The organism is Cupriavidus sp. H39 (genome assembly GCF_050271075.1).
GTDB classification, from domain to species: Bacteria; Pseudomonadota; Gammaproteobacteria; order Burkholderiales; family Burkholderiaceae; genus Cupriavidus; species Cupriavidus necator_B.
The window spans coordinates 967,636-992,823 of sequence record NZ_CP189846.1 but is presented as its reverse complement, the minus strand read 5'-3'; the positions used below and the strand labels follow the sequence as shown (position 1 = coordinate 992,823).

24 protein-coding genes are annotated in these 25,188 nt (G+C 69.9%); 13 read left to right on the top strand and 11 right to left on the bottom strand.

Annotated elements, in window-relative coordinates; all coding sequences use genetic code 11:
- Positions 1-52 precede the first annotated feature (52 nt).
- Together shc and ACOCMH_RS05040 are read left to right on the top strand one after the other, a co-directional pair.
- Positions 53-2,086 (top strand): squalene--hopene cyclase, encoded by a 2,034-nt coding sequence (gene shc / locus ACOCMH_RS05045; protein WP_427308070.1) that lies wholly within the window; start codon positions 53-55, stop codon positions 2,084-2,086.
- On the top strand, positions 2,083-2,775 hold the full coding sequence (locus ACOCMH_RS05040; RefSeq protein ID WP_427308363.1) for a phosphorylase: 693 nt from the start codon (positions 2,083-2,085) through the stop codon (positions 2,773-2,775). Before shc ends, ACOCMH_RS05040 begins: the two co-directional genes overlap by 4 nt.
- Positions 2,776-2,856: 81 nt before the next feature.
- Here ACOCMH_RS05040 and ACOCMH_RS05035 read toward each other — a convergent pair whose 3' ends face one another.
- A complete protein-coding gene (locus ACOCMH_RS05035) occupies positions 2,857-4,113 on the bottom strand; it encodes an Hsp70 family protein (protein ID WP_427308069.1) in 1,257 nt (418 codons plus the stop codon).
- 204 nt (positions 4,114-4,317) lie between these two features.
- Between ACOCMH_RS05035 and ACOCMH_RS05030 the strand changes: the two genes are divergently transcribed.
- Entirely contained in the window at positions 4,318-5,517 is a 1,200-nt protein-coding gene (locus ACOCMH_RS05030) for a CaiB/BaiF CoA transferase family protein (protein ID WP_427308068.1), read from the top strand.
- Entirely contained in the window at positions 5,514-6,389 is an 876-nt protein-coding gene (locus tag ACOCMH_RS05025; RefSeq protein WP_427308067.1) for a citryl-CoA lyase, read from the top strand. Before ACOCMH_RS05030 ends, ACOCMH_RS05025 begins: the two co-directional genes overlap by 4 nt.
- A gap of 36 nt (positions 6,390-6,425) precedes the next feature.
- Here ACOCMH_RS05025 and ACOCMH_RS05020 read toward each other — a convergent pair whose 3' ends face one another.
- Both ACOCMH_RS05020 and ACOCMH_RS05015 read right to left on the bottom strand, forming a co-directional pair.
- Entirely contained in the window at positions 6,426-7,685 is a 1,260-nt protein-coding gene (locus ACOCMH_RS05020; RefSeq protein WP_427308066.1) for a diguanylate cyclase, read from the bottom strand.
- Positions 7,686-7,895: 210 nt separating this feature from the next.
- On the bottom strand, positions 7,896-8,645 hold the full coding sequence (locus tag ACOCMH_RS05015; protein WP_427308065.1) for an IclR family transcriptional regulator: 750 nt from the start codon (positions 8,643-8,645) through the stop codon (positions 7,896-7,898).
- A 415-nt stretch (positions 8,646-9,060) separates the two neighbouring features.
- On the opposite strand from ACOCMH_RS05015, the gene ACOCMH_RS05010 reads away from it, so the two are divergent.
- Positions 9,061-9,294, top strand: a complete 234-nt coding sequence (locus ACOCMH_RS05010; protein ID WP_231909691.1) for an IclR family transcriptional regulator — start codon at positions 9,061-9,063, stop codon at positions 9,292-9,294.
- A gap of 162 nt (positions 9,295-9,456) precedes the next feature.
- The gene (locus ACOCMH_RS05005) at positions 9,457-9,822 is read left to right on the top strand and encodes a helix-turn-helix domain-containing protein (RefSeq protein WP_427308064.1); all 366 of its coding nucleotides are present in this window, start codon (positions 9,457-9,459) and stop codon (positions 9,820-9,822) included.
- 2 nt (positions 9,823-9,824) lie between these two features.
- Here ACOCMH_RS05005 and ACOCMH_RS05000 read toward each other — a convergent pair whose 3' ends face one another.
- Genes ACOCMH_RS05000 through ACOCMH_RS04985 form a run of 4 tightly spaced genes read right to left on the bottom strand, consistent with a single transcriptional unit; the run spans position 9,825 to position 13,402 of the window.
- On the bottom strand, positions 9,825-10,595 hold the full coding sequence (locus tag ACOCMH_RS05000; RefSeq protein ID WP_427308063.1) for a class I SAM-dependent methyltransferase: 771 nt from the start codon (positions 10,593-10,595) through the stop codon (positions 9,825-9,827).
- Between the two features lie 59 nt (positions 10,596-10,654).
- On the bottom strand, positions 10,655-11,536 hold the full coding sequence (locus ACOCMH_RS04995) for an ABC transporter permease (RefSeq protein WP_427308062.1): 882 nt from the start codon (positions 11,534-11,536) through the stop codon (positions 10,655-10,657).
- 16 nt (positions 11,537-11,552) lie between these two features.
- A complete protein-coding gene (locus ACOCMH_RS04990; protein WP_427308061.1) occupies positions 11,553-12,389 on the bottom strand; it encodes an ABC transporter ATP-binding protein in 837 nt (278 codons plus the stop codon).
- 2 nt (positions 12,390-12,391) lie between these two features.
- A complete protein-coding gene (locus ACOCMH_RS04985; protein WP_427308060.1) occupies positions 12,392-13,402 on the bottom strand; it encodes an ABC transporter substrate-binding protein in 1,011 nt (336 codons plus the stop codon).
- Positions 13,403-13,847: 445 nt separating this feature from the next.
- Here ACOCMH_RS04985 and ACOCMH_RS04980 point away from each other — a divergent pair, with 445 nt between their 5' ends.
- Positions 13,848-15,122 (top strand): O-acetylhomoserine aminocarboxypropyltransferase/cysteine synthase family protein, encoded by a 1,275-nt coding sequence (locus ACOCMH_RS04980; protein ID WP_427308059.1) that lies wholly within the window; start codon positions 13,848-13,850, stop codon positions 15,120-15,122.
- A gap of 109 nt (positions 15,123-15,231) precedes the next feature.
- Here the strand turns inward: ACOCMH_RS04980 and ACOCMH_RS04975 are convergent, their stop codons facing one another.
- From ACOCMH_RS04975 to ACOCMH_RS04965, 3 genes are read right to left on the bottom strand one after another with little or no spacing between them, the layout of a single operon-like run.
- Positions 15,232-16,191, bottom strand: coding sequence for a lysylphosphatidylglycerol synthase domain-containing protein (locus tag ACOCMH_RS04975; RefSeq protein ID WP_427308058.1), 960 nt, complete (start codon positions 16,189-16,191; stop codon positions 15,232-15,234).
- On the bottom strand, positions 16,188-17,420 hold the full coding sequence (gene clsB, locus ACOCMH_RS04970; RefSeq protein WP_427308057.1) for a cardiolipin synthase ClsB: 1,233 nt from the start codon (positions 17,418-17,420) through the stop codon (positions 16,188-16,190). The genes ACOCMH_RS04975 and clsB overlap by 4 nt, the downstream gene beginning before the upstream one ends.
- Positions 17,421-17,457: 37 nt before the next feature.
- Positions 17,458-17,814, bottom strand: coding sequence for a hypothetical protein (locus tag ACOCMH_RS04965; protein WP_427308056.1), 357 nt, complete (start codon positions 17,812-17,814; stop codon positions 17,458-17,460).
- A gap of 179 nt (positions 17,815-17,993) precedes the next feature.
- Between ACOCMH_RS04965 and ACOCMH_RS04960 the strand changes: the two genes are divergently transcribed.
- The 5 genes from ACOCMH_RS04960 (at position 17,994) to ACOCMH_RS04940 (ending at position 22,805) form a co-directional block, all read left to right on the top strand.
- Positions 17,994-18,815: a MetQ/NlpA family ABC transporter substrate-binding protein gene (locus tag ACOCMH_RS04960; RefSeq protein ID WP_427308055.1), complete on the top strand. Its 822-nt coding sequence runs from the start codon at positions 17,994-17,996 to the stop codon at positions 18,813-18,815.
- A 329-nt stretch (positions 18,816-19,144) separates the two neighbouring features.
- On the top strand, positions 19,145-20,230 hold the full coding sequence (pdhA, locus tag ACOCMH_RS04955; protein ID WP_427308054.1) for a pyruvate dehydrogenase (acetyl-transferring) E1 component subunit alpha: 1,086 nt from the start codon (positions 19,145-19,147) through the stop codon (positions 20,228-20,230).
- Positions 20,231-20,291: 61 nt separating this feature from the next.
- Complete coding sequence (locus ACOCMH_RS04950; RefSeq protein ID WP_427308053.1) at positions 20,292-21,269, top strand: alpha-ketoacid dehydrogenase subunit beta; 978 nt, start codon at positions 20,292-20,294, stop codon at positions 21,267-21,269.
- A 37-nt stretch (positions 21,270-21,306) separates the two neighbouring features.
- Positions 21,307-22,425 (top strand): dihydrolipoamide acetyltransferase family protein, encoded by a 1,119-nt coding sequence (locus ACOCMH_RS04945; RefSeq protein WP_427308052.1) that lies wholly within the window; start codon positions 21,307-21,309, stop codon positions 22,423-22,425.
- A gap of 185 nt (positions 22,426-22,610) precedes the next feature.
- Positions 22,611-22,805, top strand: coding sequence for a CopG family transcriptional regulator (locus ACOCMH_RS04940; protein ID WP_092314319.1), 195 nt, complete (start codon positions 22,611-22,613; stop codon positions 22,803-22,805).
- Between the two features lies 1 nt (position 22,806).
- On the opposite strand, the gene ACOCMH_RS04935 is transcribed toward ACOCMH_RS04940, so the two are convergent.
- Positions 22,807-24,492, bottom strand: a complete 1,686-nt coding sequence (locus ACOCMH_RS04935; protein ID WP_427308051.1) for a SulP family inorganic anion transporter — start codon at positions 24,490-24,492, stop codon at positions 22,807-22,809.
- A 205-nt stretch (positions 24,493-24,697) separates the two neighbouring features.
- Here ACOCMH_RS04935 and ACOCMH_RS04930 point away from each other — a divergent pair, with 205 nt between their 5' ends.
- On the top strand, positions 24,698-25,135 hold the full coding sequence (locus ACOCMH_RS04930) for a universal stress protein (protein ID WP_427308050.1): 438 nt from the start codon (positions 24,698-24,700) through the stop codon (positions 25,133-25,135).
- Positions 25,136-25,188 lie beyond the last annotated feature (53 nt).

Here is a 25,188-nt window from a genome sequence, read left to right as displayed (position 1 = left end):
AGCCGATGCACGCCGGGCCCGGCCACGCCGCGCGCCGGCACAAGGAGGCTGCATGTCGATGAACGAGACCGTCTTTGCCAATGCCGCGCCGCAGCTGGACCTGGCGCCGCGGCAGCCGGCCGGCGCGCACGAGCCGGCAGCAGCGCGCGCGCCGGCGCACGCGCTCGACCAAGGCATCGACCGCGCGCTCGACGCGCTGCTGCACCAGCAACGCCCCGACGGCCACTGGATCTACGAACTCGAAGCCGACGCCACCATCCCCGCCGAATACGTGCTGATGGTGCACTACCTGGGCGAGCACCCCGACCTCGACCTGGAAGCGCGCATCGCCCGCTACCTGCGCCGCATCCAGAACCCCGACGGCGGCTGGCCGCTGTTCCATGAAGGCCGCTCCGACATCAGCGCCAGCGTCAAGGCGTATTTCGCGCTGAAGATGGCGGGCGACGATCCGCAATCGGCGCCGATGCAGCGCGCGCGCCAGGCCATCCATGCCATGGGCGGCGCCGAGGCCAGCAATGTGTTCACGCGCACGCTGCTGGCGCTGTACGGCGTGCTGCCGTGGACGGCGGTGCCGATGATGCCGGTCGAGATCATGCTGTTGCCGCGCTGGTTTCCGTTCCACCTGTCCAAGGTCTCGTACTGGGCGCGCACGGTGATCGTGCCGCTGCTGGTGCTGAACAGCCTGCGGCCGCAGGCGCGCAACCCGCGCGGCGTCGGCATCCATGAACTGTTCGTCGGCAACTGCCACACGCTGGGCCTGCCGCCGCGTGCGGCCCACCAGCATGCCGGCTGGTACAGGCTGTTCCGCAGCCTGGACGCGCTGCTGCGCGTGGCCGAGCCGCTCTTTCCGCGGGCGCTGCGCCGCCGCGCCGTTGCCGCGGCACAGCGCTTCGTGCGCGAGCGGCTCAACGGCGAGGACGGCCTGGGCGCGATCTTCCCCGCCATGGCCAACAGCGTGATGATGTTCGACGTGCTGGGCGTGCCGCCCGAGGACCCGGCGCGCGCGGTGGCGCGGCGTTCGCTCGAGCGCCTGCTGGTCGAGCACGGCGACGAGGCCTATTGCCAGCCCTGCCTGTCGCCGGTGTGGGATACCGCGCTGGCCACCCACGCCCTGCTGGAAACCGGCGAAGCGCGCGCGGCGCAGGCAGCCGGGCGCGCGCTGGACTGGCTCAGGCCGCTGCAAGTGCTGGACCTGCGCGGCGACTGGGCGGTGCGCCGCCCGCTGGTGCGCCCTGGCGGCTGGGCCTTCCAGTACGCCAACGCCTATTATCCCGACGTCGACGACACCGCCGTGGTGGCCGCCGCGATGGACCGCTTCATGCGCGCGCACCACGCGCCGGGGCGCTACGGCGAAGCGGTGGCGCGCGCCACCGAGTGGATCGTCGGCATGCAGGGCGGCAACGGCGGCTGGGGCGCGTTCGAGCCCGAGAACACGCACCTGTACCTGAACAACATCCCCTTTGCCGATCACGGCGCGCTGCTGGACCCGCCCACCGCGGACGTATCGGCGCGCTGCCTGTCGATGCTGTGCCAGACCGGCGCCAACCCCGGCAACAGCGAGCCCGCCGCGCGCGCGCTGCGCTACCTGCTGGCCGAGCAGATGCCCGACGGCAGCTGGTTCGGCCGCTGGGGCACCAACTATATCTACGGCACCTGGAGCGCGCTGTGCGCGCTGAACGCCGCCGGCCTGGCGCCCGAAGCGCCCGAACTGCAGCGCGCGGTGGCGTGGCTGGCGCGAATCCAGAACGCAGACGGCGGCTGGGGCGAGGACGGCAGCAGCTACCGGCTTGACTACCGCGGCTACGAGCCGGCGCCCAGCGTGGCCTCGCAGACCGCGTGGGCCCTGCTGGCGCTGATGGCGGCAGGCGCGGCGCAGCACCCGGCGGTGGCGCGCGGCGTCGAATACCTGCTGCGCACGCAGCAGCCCGGCGGCCTGTGGCATGAGGCCCGCTTTACCGCGGTGGGCTTTCCGCGCGTGTTCTACCTGCGCTATCACGGCTACGCGCGCTATTTTCCGTTGTGGGCGCTGGCGCGCTATCGCAACCTGCAGCGCGGCGGCACCGGCCAGGTGTCATGGGGGCTGTGACGGCGCCGTTCGTGCTGGTCGTCACCGGCATGGCATTCGAAGCGCGCATCGCGGCCGGGCCGCATTGCCGCGTGGTGCACGGCGTGCGCGGGCTGGCGCTGGAGCAAGAGGTGTCCGCGATGGCCAGCCGGCAGTGCATGGGGATCCTAAGCTTCGGCGTGGCGGGCGGGCTCGATCCGACGCTGGCGCCGGGCGATGTGGTGCTGGCCGATGCGGTGTGCGCGCCCGGCGAGCGCTATGACACCGATACCACCTGGGCGCGCGCCATGCACGCGGCGCTGCCGCACGCGCGCATCGGCACCGCGGCCGGGGCCGACCAGCCGGTACTGTCGGTGGCTGCCAAGGCGGCGCTGCACCGGGCCACGGGGGCGCTGTGCGTCGATATGGAATCGCATCTGGCCGCGCGCATGGCGGCGGCCTGCCGGCTGCCGTTCGCGGCCTGCCGCGTGGTCATCGACCCCGCCACGCGTGCGGTGCCGGCCGCGGCGGCGGCAGGCATGGGCGAACAAGGCAAGACCGATGTGGCCGCGGTGTTGCGCGCGCTGCTGCGCGCGCCGGGGGACTTGCCGGCGCTAATGCGCCTGGCCGGCGATGCCGCCGCCGCGCGCGGGGCGTTGCGGGCGGCCAGGCTGGCGCTGGGGGATGCCTTTGGCCTGAGCGACATGCGCTCACAGCAAGCTGACTTCTGAACCGCTGATGGGGTACTCCCTCTCCCGCAAGCGGGAGAGGGAGCAAACACGCAGCGTACTACCGCTCTGCGCCTCCACCCCTCACCCGAACTTCCTCATCGCATCCAGCGCCAGCCCGCTGCCGATGCTGCCGAACCGGTCCCCTTCCACGCAGCGCGCCTCGGGCAGCAACGATGCCAGCCGCTGGCGCAGCAGCGGCACGCTGCTGGAGCCGCCGGTGAAGAAGATGGTATCGACCGCCGCGCCGGACACGCCGGCGTCGGCCAGCAGCTTGTGCACGGTCTGCTCGGTCTTCGCCACCAGCTTGTCGATCGAGGTATCGAACTCATCGCGGGTAATGGTGAGCGTCAGCCCTTGTTCCAGCCGCTGCAGGTCCACGTCGGTGCTGCCCGCGTCCGACAGGGCAATCTTGGCGGCTTCGACCTGGATCGCCAGCCAGTGCCCGGCGCGCTCCCGGATCAGCCGCACCAGGCGGTCGAGCTTGACCGTGTCGGCGGCGTCGCGATAGTTGTCCATCACCAGCGACCACGCCTTGCGCGTATAGAGCAGGTTGATGGTGTGCCAGCTGGCCAGGTCGAAATACTGGCTCGACGGCATCGCCTTGCCGTTGCGCAGCGCGCTGCCAAGGCCAAGCAGCGGCATTGCGCGCGCCAGGCTGAGCGCGCGGTCGAAGTCGGTGCCGCCGATGTGCACGCCGCCGTTGGCCAGGATATCGTCGCGCCGGTCGCTGCGCGTGGCGCGCTCGGGCGACAGCCGCACCAGCGAGAAGTCCGAGGTGCCGCCACCGATGTCGGCGACCAGCACCAGTTCCTCGCGCGTGATGCCGGCCTCGTAGTCGAACGCCGCCGCGATCGGCTCATACTGGAACGCGATCTCGCTGAACCCCGCGTCGCGCGCGATCCCGGCCAGCGTGTCTTCGGCCAGCTGGTCGGCCACCGGGTCCTCGTCGATAAAAAACACCGGACGCCCCAGCACCGCGCGCGAGAACCCGGTGCCGGCGGCGTGCTCGGCGCGCGTCTTCAGTTCGCCGATGAAATGCGCCAGCAGCTTGCGGAACGGCATGGCCTGGCCCATCACCTCGGTGCTGTCGTCCATCATCGAGGTGCCGAGCAGGCTCTTGAGTGAACGCATCAGCCGGCCCTCGTAGCCCGCCAGGTAATCGCCCAGCGCGGCGCGCCCGTAGCTGACCAGCGGGTCCTCGGCATGGAAAAAGATCACCGACGGCAGCGTCGCCTTGCCATCCTCCAGCGGCAGCAGCGCGGCCGCGCTGCCCGGGCGGCTCCAGCCGACCGTCGAGTTGGAGGTGCCGAAGTCCAGGCCGCATGCGTTTGACATCATCGATTCCGTTCCCTGCAAGCAAAGTGGCGCGCGCGGCGCAAGCAGGCCGCGGGCGGGGGCGCTATTGTAGGGCAGCGACCGGGTCCGTGCCGGCCGCGGATGCCTTGACACACAGGCAGGGCAAACCTATGCTGCGGAGATTCCTTATGAAAGACCGTTGTTCTGTTGTTCAGAACGAACTCGACGATGATCTGATCTCCAGCCATGCAAAAACCACTGCGCCATATCCGCGTCCTCGACCTCACCAATGTGCTGGCCGGACCGTTTTGCTGCCACCAGCTGGCCCACCTGGGCGCCGAAGTCATCAAGGTGGAAACCCCGGGCACCGGCGACCTGGCTCGCCAACTGGGCGCGGACCCGGTGCTGAACCAGCGACTGATGGGCGTGTCGTTCCTCGCCCAGAATCCTGGCAAGCAGTCGGTCACCGTCAACCTGAAGCACGCGCGCGGCAAGGAGGTGTTCCGCAAGCTGGTGCGGGGGGCCGATGTGGTGGTCGAGAACTTCCGGCCTGGCGTGATGGACCGCCTCGGGCTGGGCTACGAGACCCTGAAGCAGGACAATGCGCGGCTGATCTACTGCGCGATCTCGGGCTTCGGCCAGGACGGCCCGCTCGCCGGCCTGCCCGCCTACGACCAGATCATCCAGGGCATGGCCGGAGTGATGCAGATCACCGGCGACGCCCACAGCGCGCCGCTGCGGGTCGGCTACCCGGTGTCCGACACCATCGGCGGGCTGACCGCGGCGCTGGCGGTGTCGGCGGCGCTGGCCGATACCGGGCGCACCGAGGGCTATTTCATCGACGTCTCGATGCTGGAAGCGACGCTGGCGACGATGGGCTGGGCGGTGTCCAACCACCTGATCGCGGATCGGGCGCCCACGCCGATGGGCAACGAGAACATGACCGCCAGCCCGTCCGGCACCTTCCGCACCGCCGACGGCCTGCTCAATATCGCCGCCAACAAGCAGGAACAGTTTGAAGCGCTCTGCCGCGTGGTGGGCCGCCCCGCGCTGGCTGCCGATACGCGCTTCGCGCAGCGCCAGGCGCGGCTGGCCAACCGGGCCGCGCTGACGCAGGCGCTGGAAGCCGAACTGGCACGCAAGCCGGCGGCCGCGTGGTGGCCGCTGCTGACCGCGGCCGGCGTGCCGGCAGGGCCGGTGCTTGACGTGCCGCAGACGCTGGCCCATCCGCAGGTCAGCGAGCGCGGCATGATCGCCGAATTTGCCGACGCCCCCGGCGTGGGCCGCGACATCCGCGTGGTGCGCACCGGCTTCAAGCTCAACCGCGAAGCGCCGGCGGTGGACACGCCGCCGCCGCAACTGGGCCAGCATACGCGGCAGGTACTGGAGCGCCTGGGCTACAGCGATGCGGACATCGATCAACTGAGCCAGGAGGGTGCGATATGAGCGCCAACGACACTGCCAGCCAGCCCCGGGACGAGGGCCTGGACAGCGGCCAGCGCCAGTCGCAGGACTGGTGGCGCACCGGCATCATCGACATGCGCCCGGGCGAGATCCGCTACCGCGGCTACCCGATCGAGCAGTTGATCGGCCGGGTATCGTTTGCGCAGATGATCTGGCTGATGCTGCGTGGCGAACTGCCCGGCCCGGGCCAGGGTGAACTGCTGGACGCGGCGCTGATGGCTGCCGTCGACCACGGCCCGCAGGCGCCCAGCATTGCCATCGCGCGCATGGCGGCCACTTGCGGCGTGGGGCTGAACAATGCCATGGCGTCGGCCGTCAATGTGCTGGGCGACGTGCATGGCGGCGCGGGCGAACAGGCGGTGGCGCTGTATCACGACGTGGCGCAGCGGCTGGATGGCGGCAGCGCGATGGCGGCTGCTGTGACCGAGGCGCTGCGACACTACCGCGATCTGCACGGCAAGTACGTCGCCGGCTTCGGCCACCGTTTCCATCCGGTCGATCCGCGTGCGCCGCGGCTGCTGGCGCTGGTCGAACAGGCCGCGGCCGACGGGGTGGTCAGCGGTCGCTACGCCGGCATCGCGCGCGCGGTGGAAGCGGCACTGGGCGGGGGGCGCGGCAAGCCGATCCCGATGAACATCGATGGCGCCACCGCGGTGATCTACGCCGAACTGGGCTTTGCCGCGCCGCTGGCGCGCGGGCTGTTCTGCCTGTCGCGCTCGGTCGGCATCCTCGCGCATGCGTGGGAACAACAGTGTGAGGGCGGCCGCAACAAGGGCCCGATGCCGCGCCAGTTCCTGTGGACCTATGACGGCGCGCCGCCGCGCGACGTGCCGGAGCCGGGCACGCGACCCTAGCCGCAAGATCCCCACGACAAGCAGACCCGATCGCGCTCAGCCGGCCAGGTCGGGCGCCGGCTCCAGCAGCGCGGCCGGCGCCGCACTGGCCGCCGCTACCGCCATCGACGATGCCAGCACATAGCGGTCCCGCCCATGCGCCTTGGCGTGGTAGAGCGCGCGGTCGGCATCGGCAAACAGGGTCCGCCACAGCGCCTCGCTGCTGCCCACGCCGCTGCGCAGCTGCGCCACGCCGATGCTGACGCTGGCATGGCCGCGGCCGGCGGGCAAGGCAATCGCGCGCACTTTGCGCAGCACCCGGTTGGCCAGCGCCGAGGCTTGCTGCTCGTCGGTATGCGGGCACAGCACGCAGAACTCTTCCCCGCCGTAGCGGCCGGCCACGTCCGAGGCGCGGCGCGAGTTGTCCAGCGCCTGCGCCACTTCACGCAGCACCGCATCGCCGGCATGGTGGCCGCAGTTATCGTTGACCTGCTTGAAGTAGTCGATATCGATCACCAGGCACGACAGCGGCTGGCCGTGGCGCTGCCAGCCCGCCACCAGCGACAGCGCCGACATCTCCAGCGCGCCGCGATTGAGCAACCCGGTCAGGGCGTCCATGCGCGCGCCGCTCTCGTTGTGCGCGACGATCTGCTCCATCGCCATCACGGTGAAGCCGAACAGCCCCAGCAGCGTGGCGATCAGCGGCGCCAGCACCCAGGCCGAATCGGCCGGGCCGGCGAAGAACAAGGTCAGCGGCGCCGCGGGGCCGCCGACGGCCGCGCTGCCGGCCGGCAGGCTCATGGCATGGCTGAAACCGGCCAGCTGCGTCGCCAGTTGCACCAGGCTCGCCATCAGCACCAGCGGCGCACCAATGCTGCGACGCCCGCGTCCGGCGCGCGCCAGCGTGGCGAAGGTGGCGAGCGACACCAGCGCCAGCACACCGTAGACGATGCGCAGCACCAGCTGCGGGCCTTCGGGCAGGCCGCTGGAGGCCGCCATCAGGCCCAGCACGATCGCGCCCGCCCCGGCCAGCGCGTCCGGATGCGCGGGCACGCCGTAGTAGAGCCGCACGCCGCGGTAGATCAGCAGCCAGCCGGCGACGAAGGCGAATGCGCCCAGCGTGCCGAGCTGGCCGGTGCCGCTGGCCGCGCTGATCGCCAGCGCCAGGCCCGCGGCCGACACCAGCACATGGCCGAAGGCCCACAGCCGCCCCGCCGTGCTCGCGCGCAGCGCGAACACCAGCCCCGCCGCAATGATCAGCGTGCTGCAGAAAAACACCATCATCACCACCGCGATGGTCTGCTGGTCCAGGTGCAAGGGATTTCCTCAAGGATGCCGTCCGCCTGCCGTCAATATCGATTGGCGGGCATCAGGCCACGGGGGCGACGCGCGGCATGCGGGCGCTGATTTCACAAGATGTGACGTGCGCAGTTTTTCATGCCATCCGCATGATAGCCCGCGCCGGCGCCAGCTTGGCACCCCCTGCAAGCCGGGTCGGCTGGGCTTCACCCGGGCCGGGGTCTTGCGTCAGTCCGGGACGGTCGGACCTGGCGTGCCGGGCGGCGCCGAACCGCCGAGCGCGCGCGTCAGCGCGCGCGCAGCCTGCAGCACATCGGTGCGGAACGCGTCGCGGTAGCGCGCCGCCGGGCAGGTCAGCGTCAGCGCGCCGGCCAGTACGCCGCCAGCACCGAACACCGGTGCCGAAACCCCGGCAAGGTCGGGGCTGCGGTCACCGACCAGCGCAGCCACGCCGTCTTGCCGGATCTGGTCATAGAGTGCGCCGGCCTCGCCGGCGAAGGCGCGCAGCACGCGCGCGCCGGCGCCGCGGTCGCGCGGCAGCAGTTCGCCCGCGCGCACGTGGTCACGCACCGGCTGCGGCGAATCCACGCGGTACAGGCACAACCGGTGCTCGCCCTGCTCGACATGAAAGGCCGCGCTCTCGCGCGTTGTGTTCACCAGTTCGCGCAGCACCGGCATCACCACCGCCTCGAGCGAGAACGACGCCGCATAGACTGCGTGCAGCCGCGCCACTTCCGGCCCCAGGCCATAGCGGCCGTCAGCGTGGCGCAGCACCAGCCCGGCGTGCTCGAGCGATGCCAGCAGGCGCAGCAGCGTGCTCTTGTACAGGCCGCTGCGCTGCGCCAGTTCGGCGAGCGCCAGCGCGCCATCGCCCAGTCGGAACACCGACAGCACGAACAGCGCCCGGTCCACGGCGATGGCGCCCCCGGCGGCGGCGTGCTTGTCGGCTTCGGAAACCTGTGCGGCTTTGCGTGGCATGGCGGGCGGCGAATGAACCTGGAGGGGCTTGGGTCAAAACGATGCGCCACCGTATAGAACGCTCCCGTGCTTGTCAATCGGGGCTCCCGGCGGCGCGATGTGCCACGGCCTAGCTCGATGGCCCCCTGCATGGTGGCGTTTTTCTGCAACACCCCACGCAGTAGCCTGGCCAGACCGCGCGTCCGCGCAAGCGCCTCCTGCGCCGTCTGGACTACCGCATGCGCCACATCGCGCGGTCCGCGCTTAGCCTATTCGCCACTCCTGGCATTGCAAGCGGAATCAGCGGGGAAATCCACGCGGCTTTTTGCTTAAGCGGCTGCTGCACCGGATGGATAGAATCATGCGTTGCTCAACTCCGCACCATCCTGCTTTTTCCGCCGCAATGTCTCATCGCCGTGCTATCCCCGACCTTGGTATGACCGTTCCCGCACTCTCGCTTGGTGCCATCCTGGACGACCTGCGCAGCACCCCGCGGCCGTTGACGTCCGCGGAATATGCATACCTGGCGCAGCTGCGGCAGCGCATTGTCACCGGCGACGCCGACCTGTGGACCACGCTCGAGACCGCGGGCGTGCCGTGCAGCGAGCGCCGCCTGTCGCCGGACGTGGTGCTGGCGCTGACCGCGATCGGCCAGCTCCCGATGCACTGACTGCGCAGCCACTGCGCGCATCGCCGGAAAATTCCCCGCCGTATTTCCGAATCTGGCTGCCCACCAGCCGCGCCTCGCCCCGCTACGATCGAATCACTTCGATCCGCCGGGGACTCGTACCAGCGCACAAGCGCCGAACCGCCCCCCGGCCATGACATGGGCATGGCTTACCGACTCAGCAACCGGCGCGTCTCTTTTCTCTCCTTGCGTGTCTTTGTCGCGCTGATGCAGCACCGCGACACCGGCAGCGCCGCGCAGGCGCTCGGCATCCAGCCGCAACGGCTCCACTACCAGATCCGCAGGCTCGAGGCCGCGCTGGGGACGCCGCTGTTCGAGAGCTGCAGCCCGGCCTGGCTGCCGACGGCGGCCGGCCTCAGTGCCTTGCCCAAGATCCACGCCATGCTGGACATCTGGGAGCAGGTCCAGGCCAGCACCGCCGCGCGGCGCGGCACGGCCGCGGCGCTGACGCGCGCACCCTGCGCGGTGCGGGTCGGCGCGGCTTTCTGGGTGCGGCAGGCCACCATGTAGGCTCAGGCAAGCCGTTCGCAGTGATAGGCCTCGGTACGGTAGGGGAAGGCGACCTCGGCGCGGGCCGACAGCGCCGGATGCTGGTCGATCAGCGCGTGCAGGCGCGCGCGCACCCGCGCCTGCTCCGGCCCGGGCAGCGACGCAATGAAGCTGACCGACATGACGCGGTCAACGATCACCCGCTGCGGCGGCCCCACATGCGTATAGGGCAGGCTTTGCAGTGCCAGCGGCCCGAAGCCCTCGGCCGGAAACACCCGTTTCCAGTCGCCCTTGTGGAAACGCGGCGCGTCGCCTTCATACGGGGCCATGATGGCAGTCAGCTGCGCCACCCAGTCCACGCTTTCATCCCGCACGTTCCATACCAGCCCGAGCCGGCCGCCGGGGCGCAGCACGCGGCGGATCTCCGCCAATGCCTGCGCATTCGCAAACCAGTGGAACGCCTGCGCGCAGACCACGGCATCGACGCTGGCATCGGCCAGCGGAATCGCCTCGGCGCTCCCTTCCAGCGCTTGCACCGGCGCCACCGCGGCCGCCAGCTGCGCGCGCATCTGCGCCACCGGCTCGACCGCGGTGACCGCGGCGCCGGTCTGCACCAGCCAACGCGTAAACTTGCCGGTGCCCGCGCCCAGGTCAAGCACGGCGCGGCCGGCATGCAGGCCCAGCGCGCCGCGCAGCCAGGCGTCGATTTCCGGCGGATATTCGGGGCGGCCGCGCGCATAGGTATCGGCCTGGCTGGCGAATCCCTGTGCGGCGGCCTGGTGGACAGCATTCATGGGTGGACTCCGGTGCCTGGTCGTGCCGTAGCCTACGCGCCCCTGTGCGATCGGACAAGCTACTGCTGCATGCCCCATCGACGCACGGTCAGCCGCTCCAGCGTGGTGAACACCAACCCCTCGACCAGCAAGCCGATCAGGATCACCGCGGCCAGTCCCGCGAACACGCGGTCGGTATAGAGCTCATTGCGGTTCTGGAAGATGAACCAGCCCAGCCCGCCCTGCCCCGACGACGCGCCGAACACCAGTTCGGCGGCGATCAGCGTGCGCCAGGCAAAGGCCCAGCCGATCTTCAGGCCGGAGAGGATCGCGGGCAGCGCCGCCGGCACCAGCACCAGCGCGACAAAGCGCAGCCCACGCAGGCCGTAGTTGCGCCCGGCCATGCGCAGCGTCGGCGGCACCGCGCGGAAGCCGGCGTACATGTTCAGCGCCAGCGGCCACAGTACCGAGTGGACCAGCACGAACACCAGGCTGCCGGTGCCCAGGCCGAACCACAGCAGCGCCAGCGGCAACAGCGCGATCGCCGGCAGCGGGTTGAACATGGCGGTAAGGGTGTCCAGCACGTCGCGCCCGACGCGCGTCGATACCGCCAGCGAGGTCAGCACGAACGCCAGCGCGATCCCCGCCGCATAGCCGCGCAGCAGCACCGATAGCGAGATCGCCGCCTTGCCCGGCAGTTCGCCGCTGGCCACCGCCGCGCCAAAGGCGCGCAGCGTGGCCAGGCAGGAAGGCAGCAGCAGGTCGTTATCCTGGATGCGGGCCACCGCTTCCCAGATCAGTCCCAGCGCCAGCACGATCAGCGCCTTGCGCAGCCAGTCCTGCTGCCACGCGCGCTGGTGCAACGGCAGTGCGCGCAACAGCGGGACTTCGGTGAAGGGCTCGGGCTCGCGTTCGTATTCGGGCCGAAGCGGGTCGGCCAGGGTCAGGGAGGGTTGGGTCATGATGCCATGTCGGGTTTCAGCGCGCCGCTGCACTGCGCGCCGGCGGCGGCGTCACAGTGGCGGGCGCGTCGAACAGCAGGCGATGGATGCGCTGCGCCGCGGCCTGGAACTCGGCGCCGCCCTGGCTGGCCAGGCTGAACTGGTGACTGTCAAGTTCCGCGCGCACGCGGCCAGGATGCGGTGACAGCAGCAGGATGCGGCTGCCCACCACCAGCGCCTCTTCGATCGAATGCGTCACGAACAGTAGCGTGAGCGCGGCGTCATCGCACAGCGCCAGCAATTCTTCCTGCATGCGCCGGCGCGTCAGCGCGTCCAGCGCCGCAAAAGGTTCGTCCATCAGCAGCACCCTCGGGCGCATGGCGAGCGCGCGCGCGATCGCCACGCGCTGCTTCATGCCGCCGGACAAGGTATGCGGAAAGGCATCGGCAAAGTCAGCCAGGCCCACCTTGCGCAGGCTCTGCAGCGCCAGCTCGCGCGCCGCCGCGCGCGACAGGCCGCGCGCATGCCGCAGCGGGAACATCACGTTCTGCAGCACCGACTTCCATGGCGGCAGCTGGTCGAACTCCTGGAACACCACGATGCGGTCCGGGCCCGGCTGCTGCACGCGCCGGCCTTCGAGCCGGATCTCGCCCTCGCTGGGCGCAACGAAGCCCGCCACCGCCTTCAGCAGCGTCGACTTGCCGCAGCCGGACGGACCCAGCAGCACGAAGCGGTCCCCCGCGTGCACGTCGAAGCTGACGCGATGGGTGGCACGCACGATGCGCCCGGGGGTGCGGTATTCCAACGACACGCCGTCCACCTGCAGCAGGGGCGTGGCGCGGTCGGACACCACGCGCAGGTTGTGGGTGGCCATGTTCAGCTCCCTTGCGCGGTGACCGGGTCCGGGAAGAAATAGTCCTGCCAGGACTTCGGCTGGTTGCGGATCGCGCCGACGCGATGCATGAAGGCGGCCAGCGCAAAGGTGTTCTGCGGCGCCACCCGGAATTGCACCTGCGGGTTCTTCAGCACGCGCAGCAGCAGCGCGCGGTCCGTGCGGGCCTTGCTCTGGCGCAGGTAGATGTCGGCGGCGGCCTCGGGATTGGCGGTGGCAAAGGCGGCGGCCTCGGCCAGCGCGTCGACGAAGGCGCGGTACGTCTTCGGGTTGTCGTTGCGGAACTTCTCGGTGGCGTACAGCACCGTGGACGAGCTGGGTCCGCCCAGCACGTCATACGAGTTCAGCACGATGCGTGCGTTCGGGTTGCCCGCCAGTTCCTGCTCCTGGAACGGCGGGTTGCCGAAGTGGCCGGTGATCTCGGTGCCGCCGGCAATGATGGCCGCGGCCGCTTCCGGATGCGGTACGGCCACGGTCCACTTGTCGAGGCGGTTGTAGTCCTTGTCGCCCCACTGCCTGGCCGCCGCCAGCTGCAGCACGCGCGACTGCACGGATACGCCCACGGCCGGCAGCGCGATGCGGTCCTTCTCGGTGAAATCGGCAATCGACCTGACCTTGGGATTGTTGCTCACCAGGTAGTACGGGAAGTTGCCCAGCGACGCCACGCCGCGCACGTTCTGCTTGCCATGGGTGCGGTCCCACAGCGTCAGCAGCGGCCCCACGCCGGCACCGGCGATATCGATCGCGCCCGACAGCAGCGCGTCATTGACCGCGGCGCCGCCGGACAGCTGCGTCCATTCGACCTTGATGTCGACGCCCTGCTGCTTGCCGTGTTTTTCAATCAGCTGCTGGTCGCGCGCCACGTTCAGCAGCAGGTAGACCACGCCGAATTGTTCGGCAATGCGCAGCCTGCCTTCGGCCTGCGCGGTACCGGTGATGGCCAGGCCGGCGCTGAGCGCCAGCAGGGCGAGCTTGCGGGAAAGACGAGAGAACATGTTTGAAACTCCGGGAATACGCTGGATTCGCGCTTGCCGGTGCCAGCGCCGCTGCTGGCGCAAAACACTGCGTGGGCAGTTGCTGTGGTCATGGCAAGCTCGGGCATGGCGGGAAGCCGACGCGGCCGTTATCGGTGAGACCGTGGTGGTGCGCACAAGCTTGCACTGTAGGGAGCGGGCCATGGCACGGTCAACGAATCAAAGCGCCGACCCTTATCCGTTTCCTGCATATCCGGATCTCGCCATTGGCACCCCGCCGCGCATATCCACATGCAATAAGCTTCCTTGCCGCGCGCGGGCGCGCTCCGCGACCATGGCTGCCATGCGCGGCCATGCTGCACGGCGCTGGTACCATCGCAGGGCCCGGCGCGCCCGCACGGCATGCCCGGCAGCACCGCGAGACTTGCGCCGCAGCGCCGCTGCGCCATCCAACCGAGAGAAGACGATGAGACTCGAAACCCTGGCCGTCCACGGCGGCTATTCGCCAGATCCCACCACGCGCGCGGTGGCCGTGCCGATCTACCAGACCGTGGCCTACGCCTTCGATAACGCGCAGCATGGCGCGGACCTGTTCGACCTGAAGGTGGCCGGCAACATCTACAGCCGCATCATGAACCCCACCAACGACGTGCTCGAGCAGCGCCTGGCCGCGCTCGAAGGCGGCGTGGGCGCGCTGGCGCTGGCGTCGGGCATGGCGGCGATCACCTATGCGATCCAGACCATTGCCGAGGCCGGCGACAACATCGTCTCGTCGAGCCAGCTCTACGGCGGCACCTACAACTTGCTGGCGCACACGCTGCCGCAGTCCGGCATCGAGACCCGCTTTGCCGACGGCCGCAATCCGGCCAGCTTCGGCGACCTGATCGACGCGCGCACCAAGGCCGTGTTTGTCGAGTCGGTGGGCAACCCGCTTGGCAATGTGGTCGATATCGCCGCGATCGCGCGCGTGGCGCACAACCACGGCGTGCCGCTGATCGTCGATAACACGGTGCCATCGCCCTACCTGTGCCGGCCGTTCGAGCATGGCGCCGATATCGTCGTGCATTCGCTGACGAAGTACCTGGGCGGCCATGGCAACAGCGTCGGCGGCGCCATCGTCGACAGCGGCAAGTTCCCCTGGGCGCAGCACAAGGAACGCTTCCGGCGCCTGAACGAGCCGGATGTGTCGTACCACGGCGTGGTCTATACCGAAGCCCTGGGGCCGGCCGCCTATATCGGCCGCGCGCGCGTTGTGCCGCTGCGCAATACCGGCGCGGCGCTGTCACCGTTCAATGCCTTCCTGATCCTGCAAGGCATCGAGACGCTGGCGCTGCGGCTGGACCGCATCACCGACAACGCCTTGGCGATCGCGCGCCACCTGCAGCAGCATGCCAAGGTGGCTTGGGTCAATTTTGCCGGCCTGCCCGACCATGCCGACCACGCGCTGGTGCAGCAATACCTGGGCGGGCGCGGGCCCGGCATCCTGTCGTTCGGCCTGAAGCAGGGCGGCCGCGAAGGCGGCGCGCGCTTCCTCGATGCGCTGCAGCTGTTCACGCGGCTGGTCAATATCGGCGATGCCAAGTCGCTGGCGACCCACCCCGCCTCGACCACGCACCGCCAGCTCAACGCCGAGGAACTGCAGGCGGCCGGTGTCAGCGAGGACATGGTGCGGCTGTCGATCGGCATCGAGCATATCGACGACCTGATCGAAGACCTGGACCGCGCGCTGGCAGCGGCCTGAGCTCCGGCCCGATCTGATACCGCCGGTTTGCTCCCCTCGCCCGCCCGCGGGAGAGGGGCCGGGGGAGGGGAGAGGCAGGCGCCGGCATTCGCGGACGACCCTCGCACACCTACCCTCCCCCAGGTTTGCCTCGCGCCTCCAGCACGAAATAACTCAGCGAGCCGAACACCAGCGGGATCAGGTAGTACAGCGCGCGGTACGCGATCAGCGCGGCCAGCAGCAGCCCGTGCGGCACCTGGTCGCCGAGCATCGCCAGGAACACGGTCTCGATCACGCCCAGGCCGCCGGGGACGCGCACCACCACGCCCGCCAGGCCCGATGCCAGCAGCACGCCAAGCACGGTGAAGTAGGTCGCATGCGTATGCAGCAGCGCATACAGGATCGCCGCCATCGACATCCAGTGGGCCGCCGACAGCGCGCACTGCAACGCCGCGAAGCGCATCGTGGGCATATAGATGTCGTGGTCACGCACAGTGCGGTGGCGCCCGTGCCAGAGTGCGCACGCGGCCAGGTAAGCGGCCGGCACCATCAGCATCAGCACGCCCAGCAGCCGCGTCGCCGCCGCGGAGATGCCCCACTCCGGCGGCAGCACCACCAGTTGGCCGGCCAGGATGGCGCCCGCCAGCACGGCATAGCCGAGCCAGTTGCTGCTCACCACCACCACGAACAGGCTCCAGATCTGCGGCGCACTCAGGCCCGCGCGCGAATACAGCCGGTAGCGCACGCCCGCGCCGCCCAGCGTGGCGCCAAGGTTGAGGCTGAGCGTGTAGCTGACATAGGAGATCGCCATCACCCGGCGCAGCGGCAGTGGGTGCCCGGCGTAGCGGCAGCCGAGCACGTCGAGCTGGCTGTACAGCAGCCCGCTCAGCGCCACGAAGCCGGCCGCCGGCAGCAGCGTGCGCGCGTTGAAGCCGCGCAGCGCGGCCAGCACCGCGTCCCAGTCGATGGTGCCCAGCTTGCGGGCGATCAGCGCCAGCACGGCGGCAATGAACAGGATGCCGATGGCGCGGCGCCACGCGGGCCAGTGCGCATGCTGGCGGAGCGCCGACAGGGCCTCGGCGCCCGTCATTCCGCGCCTCCGCGCAGCACCACTACGCGCCGCGCGTTGCGCCGCCCGCCCGGCATCGGCTGCACCAGCCGCGGCGCATGCGCCGGCAGCCAGCCCGCCCAGGCCGGAAAGCGGCGCAGGAAGTGGAACATCAGCGTGGCGCCCAGCGCGTCGAGGCGGCTGCGCGGCGACTTCAGCCCCGGCGGCACGGCGCGGCAGCGCGCGCCGATCAGCGCCTCGAGCTGGCCGCGCAGGTGGCGTGCAAAGGCTTCATCGCGGATCACCAGATTGGCCTCGAGGTTAAGCGACAGGCTCAGCGGGTCGAGGTTGCTGGAACCGACCGTGGCCCAACAGTCGTCCACCACCGCGACCTTGCCGTGGAAAGGCCGCTCGACGTACTCCAGGATCTGCACGCCGGCGTCCTGCAGCTGCGCGTAGAGCAGGCCGCCGGCGCGCGCCACCCACGGCATGTCAGGCTTGCCCTGCAGCAGCAACCGCACCCGTACGCCACGCGCGGCGGCTTCGCACAGCGCATGCAGCAGCCGGTAGCCCGGCAGGAAGTACGCATTGGCGATGATGACCTCGTTGCGCGCCGCGCGGATCGCGTCCAGGTAGGCAAACTCGATATCGTTGCGGTGGCGGTGGTTGTCGCGCGTAACCAGGCACGCGCGTCCTGCAGGCGTGCGCGGATCCGATCGCTCCGGTTCGGGCGGCGGTTCGGGCAACGGTGGCGGCGGGCACGCGCCCGGCATTGCCCGCACCAGGAATTCGTGCACCTGGCGCGCAAACGGGCCGCGGATTTCCACCGCATAGTCCTGCTTGGCCAGCGGCCCGAACCGGTACAGGTGCTGCGCCGAGAAATTGAGGCCGCCGACAAAGGCCACCTCGGCATCGACGGCAACCAGCTTGCGGTGCATGCGGCGGAAGATGTGCGTGCGCACGCCGAACAACCGCGGCCGCGGCGAGAATGTGCAGAACTGCACGCCTGCATCGACCAGCCCGGTGATGAAGCCCGCCGACAGGTCATGCGAGCCGAAGCCGTCCACCGTCAGTGCCACGCGCACGCCGCGGCGCGCGGCCGCCACCAGTGCCGCGTGCAATTTGTGGCCTACCTCGTCTTCAAACAGGATAAAAGTTTCCAGCAGTACGCTTTCGCGCGCGCGCGCAATGGCGTCGAACACGCACGGAAAATACTCCTCGCCGTTCTCAAGCAGGCGGAAGCGGTCGGAAGCGGACGGCAGCGGTGTCATGGCCGGGGAATCGCCGCAAACACCATGCCAGCGCGGCTTAACCCGGTCGACGGTGGCGGCGCCAGCGTCCCCATACCGCGGCCGCGAGCGCACCGGCGACCACGCCGGCCACGAATATCGCCCCGGCCATGCCACTCCACGCTGGCGCGGCAGCGCCGTCAGCGCTGCCCCGCGCCAGCGGCGCGAGCGACTGCCAGTCGGCGGCGGTGAACTGCGTCATCGCGGCCGCGCCATCGAGTCCGTACACGCACACCTCGCCGCCCGGCAGCTTGCAAAAACGCTCTGGCGGACAACTGCCCAGAATGGCCTGCGGCGCGCCCTCGGCGCAGCGGGCGCCGGCGCTGCGCAGCACCTGGATCGTGACATCGGGATGCTTGGTCAGTTGTTCGGGCATGGCGAGCCTCCCCCTCGCGTATCAAACGGGTGACGCGTGCCTACAGCGTAGGCCTTATTCCGCGCCGGCATATCACCATGCGTAATCGCTCGTTCGTTCCTTGGCTGCGTTTCCATACAATGGACCGATGCCACGGCGCGACGCTGCAGGCAGCCAACCAGATCAAGGGGAGCGATCCAATGCAATACGGGAAATTCGGCCTGGCCGCGCGGCTGGCGGCAGCGGTACTTGCGCTGGGCGTGGTCCACGGCGCTGGCGCGGCCGATCCGGACAAGAAGGAAATCCGCTTCGGCGCCACCGCCGGCCCCTATGCCGACCAGATCCGCTATGGCGTCAAGCCGGTGCTGGAACAGCGCGGCTACAAGGTCACCATCATCGAGTTCAGCGACTACGTGCAGCCCAACCTGGCGCTGGCCGACGGGGCCATCGACGCCAACGCGTTCCAGCACGTGGCCTACCTGAAGAAGTTCTCGGCCGACCGCAAGCTGGCGCTGAGCGACGTGGTCCAGGTGCCGACCGCGCCGATCGGCATCTACAGCCGCAAGCACAAGGCGCTGGCCGAGGTGAAGGCGGGCAATACGGTGTCGCTGCCCAACGACCCGACCAACCTGGCGCGCGCCATCGCCATCCTGCAGCAGATCGGCTGGGTCACGCTCAAGCCCGGTACCGACCCGATCCGCGCCAGCGAACGCGACATCGACGCCAACCCGCACAAGCTCAAGTTGGTCCAGCTGGAAGCCGCGCAGCTGCCGCGCTCGCTCGACGATGTCGACTATGCCTTCGTCAACGGCAACTATGCACTGGCCTCGGGCCTGAAGCTGACCTCGGCACTGGCGCTCGAAAAAATCCCGGACTACTACATGAACCTGGTCGCGGTGAAGACCGCGGACCTCAGCAAGCCCTTCGTCAAGGACATCCGCGAAGCCTACCAGTCAGCCGAGTTCAAGGCGGTAACGCAACAGCGCTTTGCGGGCTTCGTCCCGCCGCCATACCAGCGCTGAGCGCTGCGCGACACCAGCAAAGAGCGCCGGCCGGCGCTCTTTTGCTTTGCCCGCGCACGGCATTGCCCTCTTCCTGGCGTGGTTCCGCGCGCTGATGCAGTCGCACCTGGAAGTCTGAGGGGCAGCCTGCGCGAGCTCCGCCGCATTGTGCGCAGCAAGACAATTTCGCGCCGCGCCGGCCGCGCAAATGCCCTACACTCAAGCTCAAGTCCCCCGCGCCCAAAAAGCACGGCAGGGATCACAACGCGATCATTGCTGCGGAGGGCCGCGAAGATCCTCGCTCCTGTCCGCGCGGATCCTGTCGAGACAACCGCATCGAGAGACCTGCCATGTCCACGGTTGCGCGCTTTGAGATCGGCTATACCCGCTACCTTGCCCCGCCGGGCGACACTTCTCCCCCCACTGCTTCTCCTCCACCGTTTGCCAGCGACCCTGACGCCTTGGTGCCGCTATACCAGGCCATGGTCCTGACGCGCCAGTTCGACCTGAAGGCGATTGCGCTGCAGCGCACCGGCAAGATCGGCACGTTCGCGTCGGCGCTGGGCCAGGAAGCCATCGGCGTGGGCGTGGGCTACGCCATGCGGCCCGAAGATGTGCTGGTGCCCTCGTACCGCGACCACGCGGCGCAGTTTGTGCGCGGCGTCACGATGACCGAGAGCCTGCTCTACTGGGGCGGCGACGAGCGCGGCAGCGGCTTTGGCGCGGCGCCGCATGACTTTGCCAACTGCGTGCCGATCGGCACCCAGGTGTGCCACGCGGCCGGCGCCGCCTACGCCTTCCAGTTGCGCGGCGAGCCGCGCGTGGCGGTCTGCCTGCTGGGCGACGGCGGCACCTCCAAGGGCGATTTCTATGAAGGCATGAACATGGCCGGCGCCTGGCGTGCGCCGCTGGTGATCGTGATCAACAACAACCAGTGGGCGATCTCGATGCCGCGCAGCGCCCAGACCGCAGCCCAGACGCTGGCACAGAAAGCCATTGCCGCTGGCATTCCGGGCGAGCAGGTCGACGGCAACGACGTGGTCGCGGTGCGCGATCGCGTCGGCGAAGCCATCGCGCGCGCCCGCGACGGCGGCGGTCCGGCGCTGATCGAGGCCATCACCTACCGGCTGGGCGACCACACCACCGCCGACGATGCCTCGCGCTACCGCGACGAGGCCAGCGTCAAGGCGCACTGGCAGCACGAGCCGCTGCTGCGGCTGCGCACCCACCTGCTGGCCCTGCATGCCTGGGATGCGGCGCGTGAAGAGGCGCTGGTCAAGGCATGCACGCAGCAGGTGGCGCAGGCGGTCGAGGCCTACCTGGCGCTGCCGCCGCCGGACCCGGCCGCGATGTTCGACTGCCTGTACGCGGCCATGCCGGCCGAACTGCAGGCGCAGCTGGAGATCGCGCGGCGCTTCCCGGCGCAGCACGGCTAGCCGCGCCGGCCGGCGCTGCCCGCGCCGTCCTCCATCTGCCCACAGCGAGAGCGAGCGAACCATGGCGGAAATCAATCTGGTCGAAGCAGTCAACCTGGCGCTGGCCCATGCGCTGGATCACGATCCTGATGTGCTGCTGCTGGGCGAGGACATCGGCATCAACGGCGGCGTGTTTCGCGCCACCGTCGGCCTGCAGGCGCGCTTTGGCGCCGCGCGCGTCATGGATACGCCGCTGGCCGAAGGCGGCATCGTCGGCGCGGCGATCGGCATGGCGGCAATGGGGCTCAAGCCCGTGGCCGAGATCCAGTTCACCGGCTTCATCTACCCGGCGGTCGACCAGATCATCAACCATGCCGGGCGCATGCGGCACCGCACGCGCGGGCGCCTGAGCTGCCCGCTGGTGGTGCGCTCGCCGTGCGGCGCGGGCATTCACGCGCCCGAGCACCATTCCGAAAGCCCGGAGGCAATGTTCGCGCATATGCCGGGCATCCGTGTGGTGGTGCCGTCATCGCCGGCGCGCGCGTACGGGCTGCTGCTGGCGGCGATCGCCGACCCGGACCCGGTCATCTTCCTCGAGCCCACGCGGCTGTACCGCCTGTTCCGCCAGGAAGTGGCCGACGACGGCGCCGCGCTGCCGCTCGATACCTGCTTCACGCTGCGCGAAGGCAGCGACATCACGCTGGTCAGCTGGGGCGCGATGGTGCAGGAGACGCTGGCCGCCGCCGATGCCCTGGCCGCGGAAGGCGTGACCGCCACGGTCATCGACGTGGCCACGCTCAAGCCGCTGGACATGCAGACCATCCTGGAGGCGGTCTCGCGCACCGGCCGCTGCGTGATCGTGCACGAGGCCCCGCGCACCGCCGGCTTTGGCGCCGAGATCGCCGCGCAGCTTGCCGATGCGGGGCTGTATTCGCTGGCCGCGCCGGTGCAGCGCGTGACCGGCTTCGATACCGTGGTGCCGCTGGCGCGGCTGGAATACACCTACCTGCCCGGCGTCGCGCGCATCGTCGATGCCGCGCGGCGGGCGCTGGCGGCGTAGGCGCCAGACCCCGGACAATACTTGCCAAGGAGGACGGATGCGAGTCTTCAAGCTGCCCGACCTGGGCGAAGGCCTGCAGGAGGCCGAGATCGTGACCTGGCACGTCAAGGCCGGCGACACCGTGGCCGCGGACCAGCCCCTGCTGTCCGTTGAAACCGCCAAGGCGATCGTGGAAATCCCGTCGCCCTATGCCGGCAGCATCGGCAAGCTGTTTGCACAGCCTGGCGACATCGTGCACCTGGGCGCGCCGCTGGTCGGCTTCGAGGGCGCTGGGGAAGATGCCGACGCCGGCACCGTGGTGGGCTCGGTCCAGGTGGGCACGCACGTGGTCAGTGAAGCCGCACCGCCTGGCGCCGCGGCGCCCGCGGCGGGCATGGCGGCGCGCATCAAGGCTACCCCTGCGGTCCGCGCGCTGGCGCGCCGGCTCGGCGTCGACCTGGCGATGGCCACCGCCTCGGGACCCGAAGGCGTGGTCACCGCCGCCGACGTGGAACGCGTTGCCGCCACGCTGGCGGATCTCGGCACGCCCGAAGAACTGCGCGGCGTGCGCCGCGCCATGGCGCAGAACATGGCGCGCGCGCAGGCCGAAGTGGCCGCCGCCACCGTGATGGACGACGCCGACATCCACGCCTGGCAGCACGGCGCCGACGTCACCATCCGGCTGGTGCGCGCGCTGGTGGCCGGCTGCCGCGCCGAGCCGGGTCTCAATGCCTGGTATGAAGGACAGACCGGGCGCCGCCACGTGCTGAAGAAAATCGACGTCGGCATCGCCGCGGACCTGCCCGAGGGCCTGTTCGTGCCGGTGCTGCGCGATGTCGGCAACCGCGACGCGGCCGACCTGCGCCACGGGCTCGACCGCATGCGCGCCGACATCCGCGCGCGCACCATCGCCCCCGAGGAGATGCGCGGCAACACCATCACGCTGTCCAACTTCGGCATGATCGCGGGGCGCTATGCGGCGCCGATCGTGGTGCCGCCCACCGTGGCGATCCTGGGCGCCGGACGCGTGCGCGACGAAGTGGTCGCGGCCCATGGCATGCCGGCGGTGCACCGCGTCATGCCGCTGAGCCTGACCTTTGACCATCGCGTGGTGACGGGTGGAGAGGCCGCGCGGTTTCTGGCGGCGGTGATCGCGGACCTGGAGATGGCGGCTTAGCAGTGGCCGGAATCAGGCATTTACGACCCGACAGCGTCCGCGAACACGGCTGCCCCGTCGTCTACGCTCCCTCTCCCGCAAGCGGGCGAGGGTGGCAAACCGCTGGCTTTGGCCCAGTTTCCCCCTGTATATAATGCCCATCCCATCGCCGCCGCCATCACCGGCCCGGACCGCCGCGCACCCTCATGGAATCCAAGACCGCCCGCCTGACCATCCTGATCGATCCGGTCAAGAAAAAGGCCTTTGAAACGCTGTGCGCCGCGCAGGACCTGACGCCGTCGCAGGTGGTGCGCCAGCTGATCCGCGATTACCTGGCGCAGCATGGCGTGGATTACGCCACCAAGCCCAGGCCAGCGGGCAGCACGCGCCAGAAGAAGTAACTCAGTGCGGGGCGTTGCCCCCGCCTTGCTCGTCCCCGGCCAGCGCGGCGCAGCGTTGCACCGCCTGCGCCAGCGAATCCGCGTAGTTGCCTTCCCCCAGCGCCGCCAGCACGCCGGCGCGCGCCAGCTTTTCCCTGACCCGTGCGTTGGCTTCGGCAAGCACCACCGCGACGCCGCGCTTCTGCAGCGTGACGATCACCGCCTCGAGCGTCTGCAGGCCGGTCATGTCCATGAAGGGCACGCGGCCCAGGCGGATCAGCAGCACGCGCGGCTCGGTATGGGTCTGAATCAGCGCCCGCTCGCAGGCTTCGACGGCACCGAAAAAGAACGGGCCGTCGATGACATAGACCAGCACGCCCGGCGGCATCCGCGCCACCACGCCGGTGCCGGCATCGCCCAGTTCGCGCGCCACCGCCTCGGCGTCCTGGGGTGCCACGTCCACCGATGCCGACATGCGCCGCAGGAACTGCAGCATGGCCAGGATCACGCCGATATTGACCGCCACCACCAGGTCGGTCAGCACCGTCAGCGTAAAGGTGATCAGCAGGATTGCGACATCGGCGCGCGGCGCGCGCCGGACCATGCGGGCAAACTGGCGCATCTCGCTCATGTTGTACGCCACCACGAACAGGATCGCGGCCAGCGCGGCGAGCGGCACGCTGGCCGCCAGCGGCGCCAGGAACAGCAGCACCAGCACCAGCGTCAGCGCGTGCACCACGCCCGCCAGCGGGCTGTTGCCGCCGTTGCGGATATTGGTGGCGGTGCGCGCGATCGCGCCGGTGGCGGCAAACCCGCCGAACAGCGGCGCCAGCACATTGGCGATGCCCTGGCCCACCAGTTCCTGGTTGGAGTCATGCCGGGTGCCGGCCATGCCGTCGGCCACCACCGCGGACAGCAAGGATTCGATCGCGCCGAGCATGGCGATGGTGAAGGCGGGCCCGGCCAGCTCCAGCACGCGCGCGAGCGTGACCTCCGGCAGCGCCGGCAGCGGCAAGCCGCGCGGCAGCCCGCCGAAGGCCGTGCCAATGGTGGCCACGCCGTCAAAGCGGAACAGCGCCTGCACCGCGGTGGCTGCCACCAGCGCCACCAGCGGCCCGGGCACACGCCGCAGCCAGCGCACGCGCGGCGCGCCCAACACCAGCGCCAGGCTGCCCAGCGCCAGCGCGGTGGTGGCCGGGTGCCATTGCGGCAACGCCTGCAGCAGATGCCAGAACTTCTCGTGGAAATGCTCGCCGGCCACCGGCGCCAGCCCGAAAAAATCGCGCCACTGGCCCACGAAGATGATGACGCCGATGCCCGCGGTGAAGCCGACGATCACCGGCGCGGGTATGAAGCGGATCACGCTGCCCAGCCGCGTCAGCCCCATCGCCAGCAGGATCAAACCCGCCATCAGCGTGGCGATCTGCAGGCCATCGATGCCATGGCGCGCCGTCACCGCGGACAGCACCACGATAAAGGCGCCAGTGGGCCCGGCGATCTGCAGCCGGCTGCCGCCGAACAGCGACACCGCCAGCCCGGCGACGATGGCCGTGTACAGGCCCTGCTCCGGCTTGGCGCCCGAGGCAATCGCAAAGGCCATCGCCAGCGGCAGCGCCACCACCCCCACGATCACGCCCGACACCAGATTCGGCAGCCAGTTGCCGCGTTGGAACAATCCGGCCAGCCAAGCTTCGCGCAGCGCAATCATGCGTCGGTCCCTTCCATCGGTGCGGGGGTACAGGTGCATCGGATGATAACAGGATGTTAATGTCTGGCCGCGCTCCGGTCGGCGGGTGTCCGGTGCCCGGTGTCCTGTTACTTATGCCGCGCAATTCCTATACTGGATTGGCTCGCCCGCCAGTGCGCGGACGCGTCAGGCTGGCGCGGTATCTCTCTGCAAGCGGAGGCTCATCATGTTCAGGCACCTCCTAGTACCGACCGACGGCTCCGCGCGCGCCGAGGCCATGGTGGGCCGCGCGATGGCATTCGCCAGCCGCATCGGCGCCCGCGTGACGGGGCTGCATGTGCTTCCCGAGTACCACGTGCTGACCTACCGGCTCACCAGCCTGCAAGACACCAAAAGCACCTTCGCCGCCGAAGCCGCGCGCCACGCCGACACCTTCCTGGCCGCGCTCAGCCATGCCGCGGCGCAGGCCGGGGTGCCGTGCGACACCATCACCGCCACCGATGACCATCCCTGGCAGGCCATCATCGCGTGCGCGCAGCAGCGCGAGTGCGACCTGATCGTGATGTCGTCGCATGGCAAGCGCGGGCTGCAGGCACTGCTGATCGGCAGCGAGACGCACAAGGTCCTGACCCACAGCACGATCCCGGTGCTGGTCTTCCGCTAGCGGCAGACAGGACCATGGCGGGATAGGCGGGCAACAGTGCGCGGCGACGCGCG

Bases quoted from the DNA above. Each gene is read 5' to 3' on its own strand.
- shc (WP_427308070.1), top strand. From the start codon at position 53: ATGTCGATGAACGAGACCGTCTTTGCCAATGCCGCGCCGCAGCTGGAC.
- ACOCMH_RS05035 (WP_427308069.1), bottom strand. From the start codon at position 4,113: ATGATGTCAAACGCATGCGGCCTGGACTTCGGCACCTCCAACTCGACG.
- ACOCMH_RS05030 (WP_427308068.1), top strand. From the start codon at position 4,318: ATGCAAAAACCACTGCGCCATATCCGCGTCCTCGACCTCACCAATGTG.
- ACOCMH_RS05025 (WP_427308067.1), top strand. From the start codon at position 5,514: ATGAGCGCCAACGACACTGCCAGCCAGCCCCGGGACGAGGGCCTGGAC.
- ACOCMH_RS05015 (WP_427308065.1), bottom strand. From the start codon at position 8,645: ATGCCACGCAAAGCCGCACAGGTTTCCGAAGCCGACAAGCACGCCGCC.
- ACOCMH_RS05010 (WP_231909691.1), top strand. From the start codon at position 9,061: ATGACCGTTCCCGCACTCTCGCTTGGTGCCATCCTGGACGACCTGCGC.
- ACOCMH_RS05005 (WP_427308064.1), top strand. From the start codon at position 9,457: ATGGCTTACCGACTCAGCAACCGGCGCGTCTCTTTTCTCTCCTTGCGT.
- ACOCMH_RS05000 (WP_427308063.1), bottom strand. From the start codon at position 10,595: ATGAATGCTGTCCACCAGGCCGCCGCACAGGGATTCGCCAGCCAGGCC.
- ACOCMH_RS04995 (WP_427308062.1), bottom strand. From the start codon at position 11,536: ATGACCCAACCCTCCCTGACCCTGGCCGACCCGCTTCGGCCCGAATAC.
- ACOCMH_RS04990 (WP_427308061.1), bottom strand. From the start codon at position 12,389: ATGGCCACCCACAACCTGCGCGTGGTGTCCGACCGCGCCACGCCCCTG.
- ACOCMH_RS04985 (WP_427308060.1), bottom strand. From the start codon at position 13,402: ATGTTCTCTCGTCTTTCCCGCAAGCTCGCCCTGCTGGCGCTCAGCGCC.
- ACOCMH_RS04980 (WP_427308059.1), top strand. From the start codon at position 13,848: ATGAGACTCGAAACCCTGGCCGTCCACGGCGGCTATTCGCCAGATCCC.
- ACOCMH_RS04975 (WP_427308058.1), bottom strand. From the start codon at position 16,191: ATGACGGGCGCCGAGGCCCTGTCGGCGCTCCGCCAGCATGCGCACTGG.
- clsB (WP_427308057.1), bottom strand. From the start codon at position 17,420: ATGACACCGCTGCCGTCCGCTTCCGACCGCTTCCGCCTGCTTGAGAAC.
- ACOCMH_RS04965 (WP_427308056.1), bottom strand. From the start codon at position 17,814: ATGCCCGAACAACTGACCAAGCATCCCGATGTCACGATCCAGGTGCTG.
- ACOCMH_RS04960 (WP_427308055.1), top strand. From the start codon at position 17,994: ATGCAATACGGGAAATTCGGCCTGGCCGCGCGGCTGGCGGCAGCGGTA.
- pdhA (WP_427308054.1), top strand. From the start codon at position 19,145: ATGTCCACGGTTGCGCGCTTTGAGATCGGCTATACCCGCTACCTTGCC.
- ACOCMH_RS04950 (WP_427308053.1), top strand. From the start codon at position 20,292: ATGGCGGAAATCAATCTGGTCGAAGCAGTCAACCTGGCGCTGGCCCAT.
- ACOCMH_RS04945 (WP_427308052.1), top strand. From the start codon at position 21,307: ATGCGAGTCTTCAAGCTGCCCGACCTGGGCGAAGGCCTGCAGGAGGCC.
- ACOCMH_RS04940 (WP_092314319.1), top strand. From the start codon at position 22,611: ATGGAATCCAAGACCGCCCGCCTGACCATCCTGATCGATCCGGTCAAG.
- ACOCMH_RS04935 (WP_427308051.1), bottom strand. From the start codon at position 24,492: ATGATTGCGCTGCGCGAAGCTTGGCTGGCCGGATTGTTCCAACGCGGC.
- ACOCMH_RS04930 (WP_427308050.1), top strand. From the start codon at position 24,698: ATGTTCAGGCACCTCCTAGTACCGACCGACGGCTCCGCGCGCGCCGAG.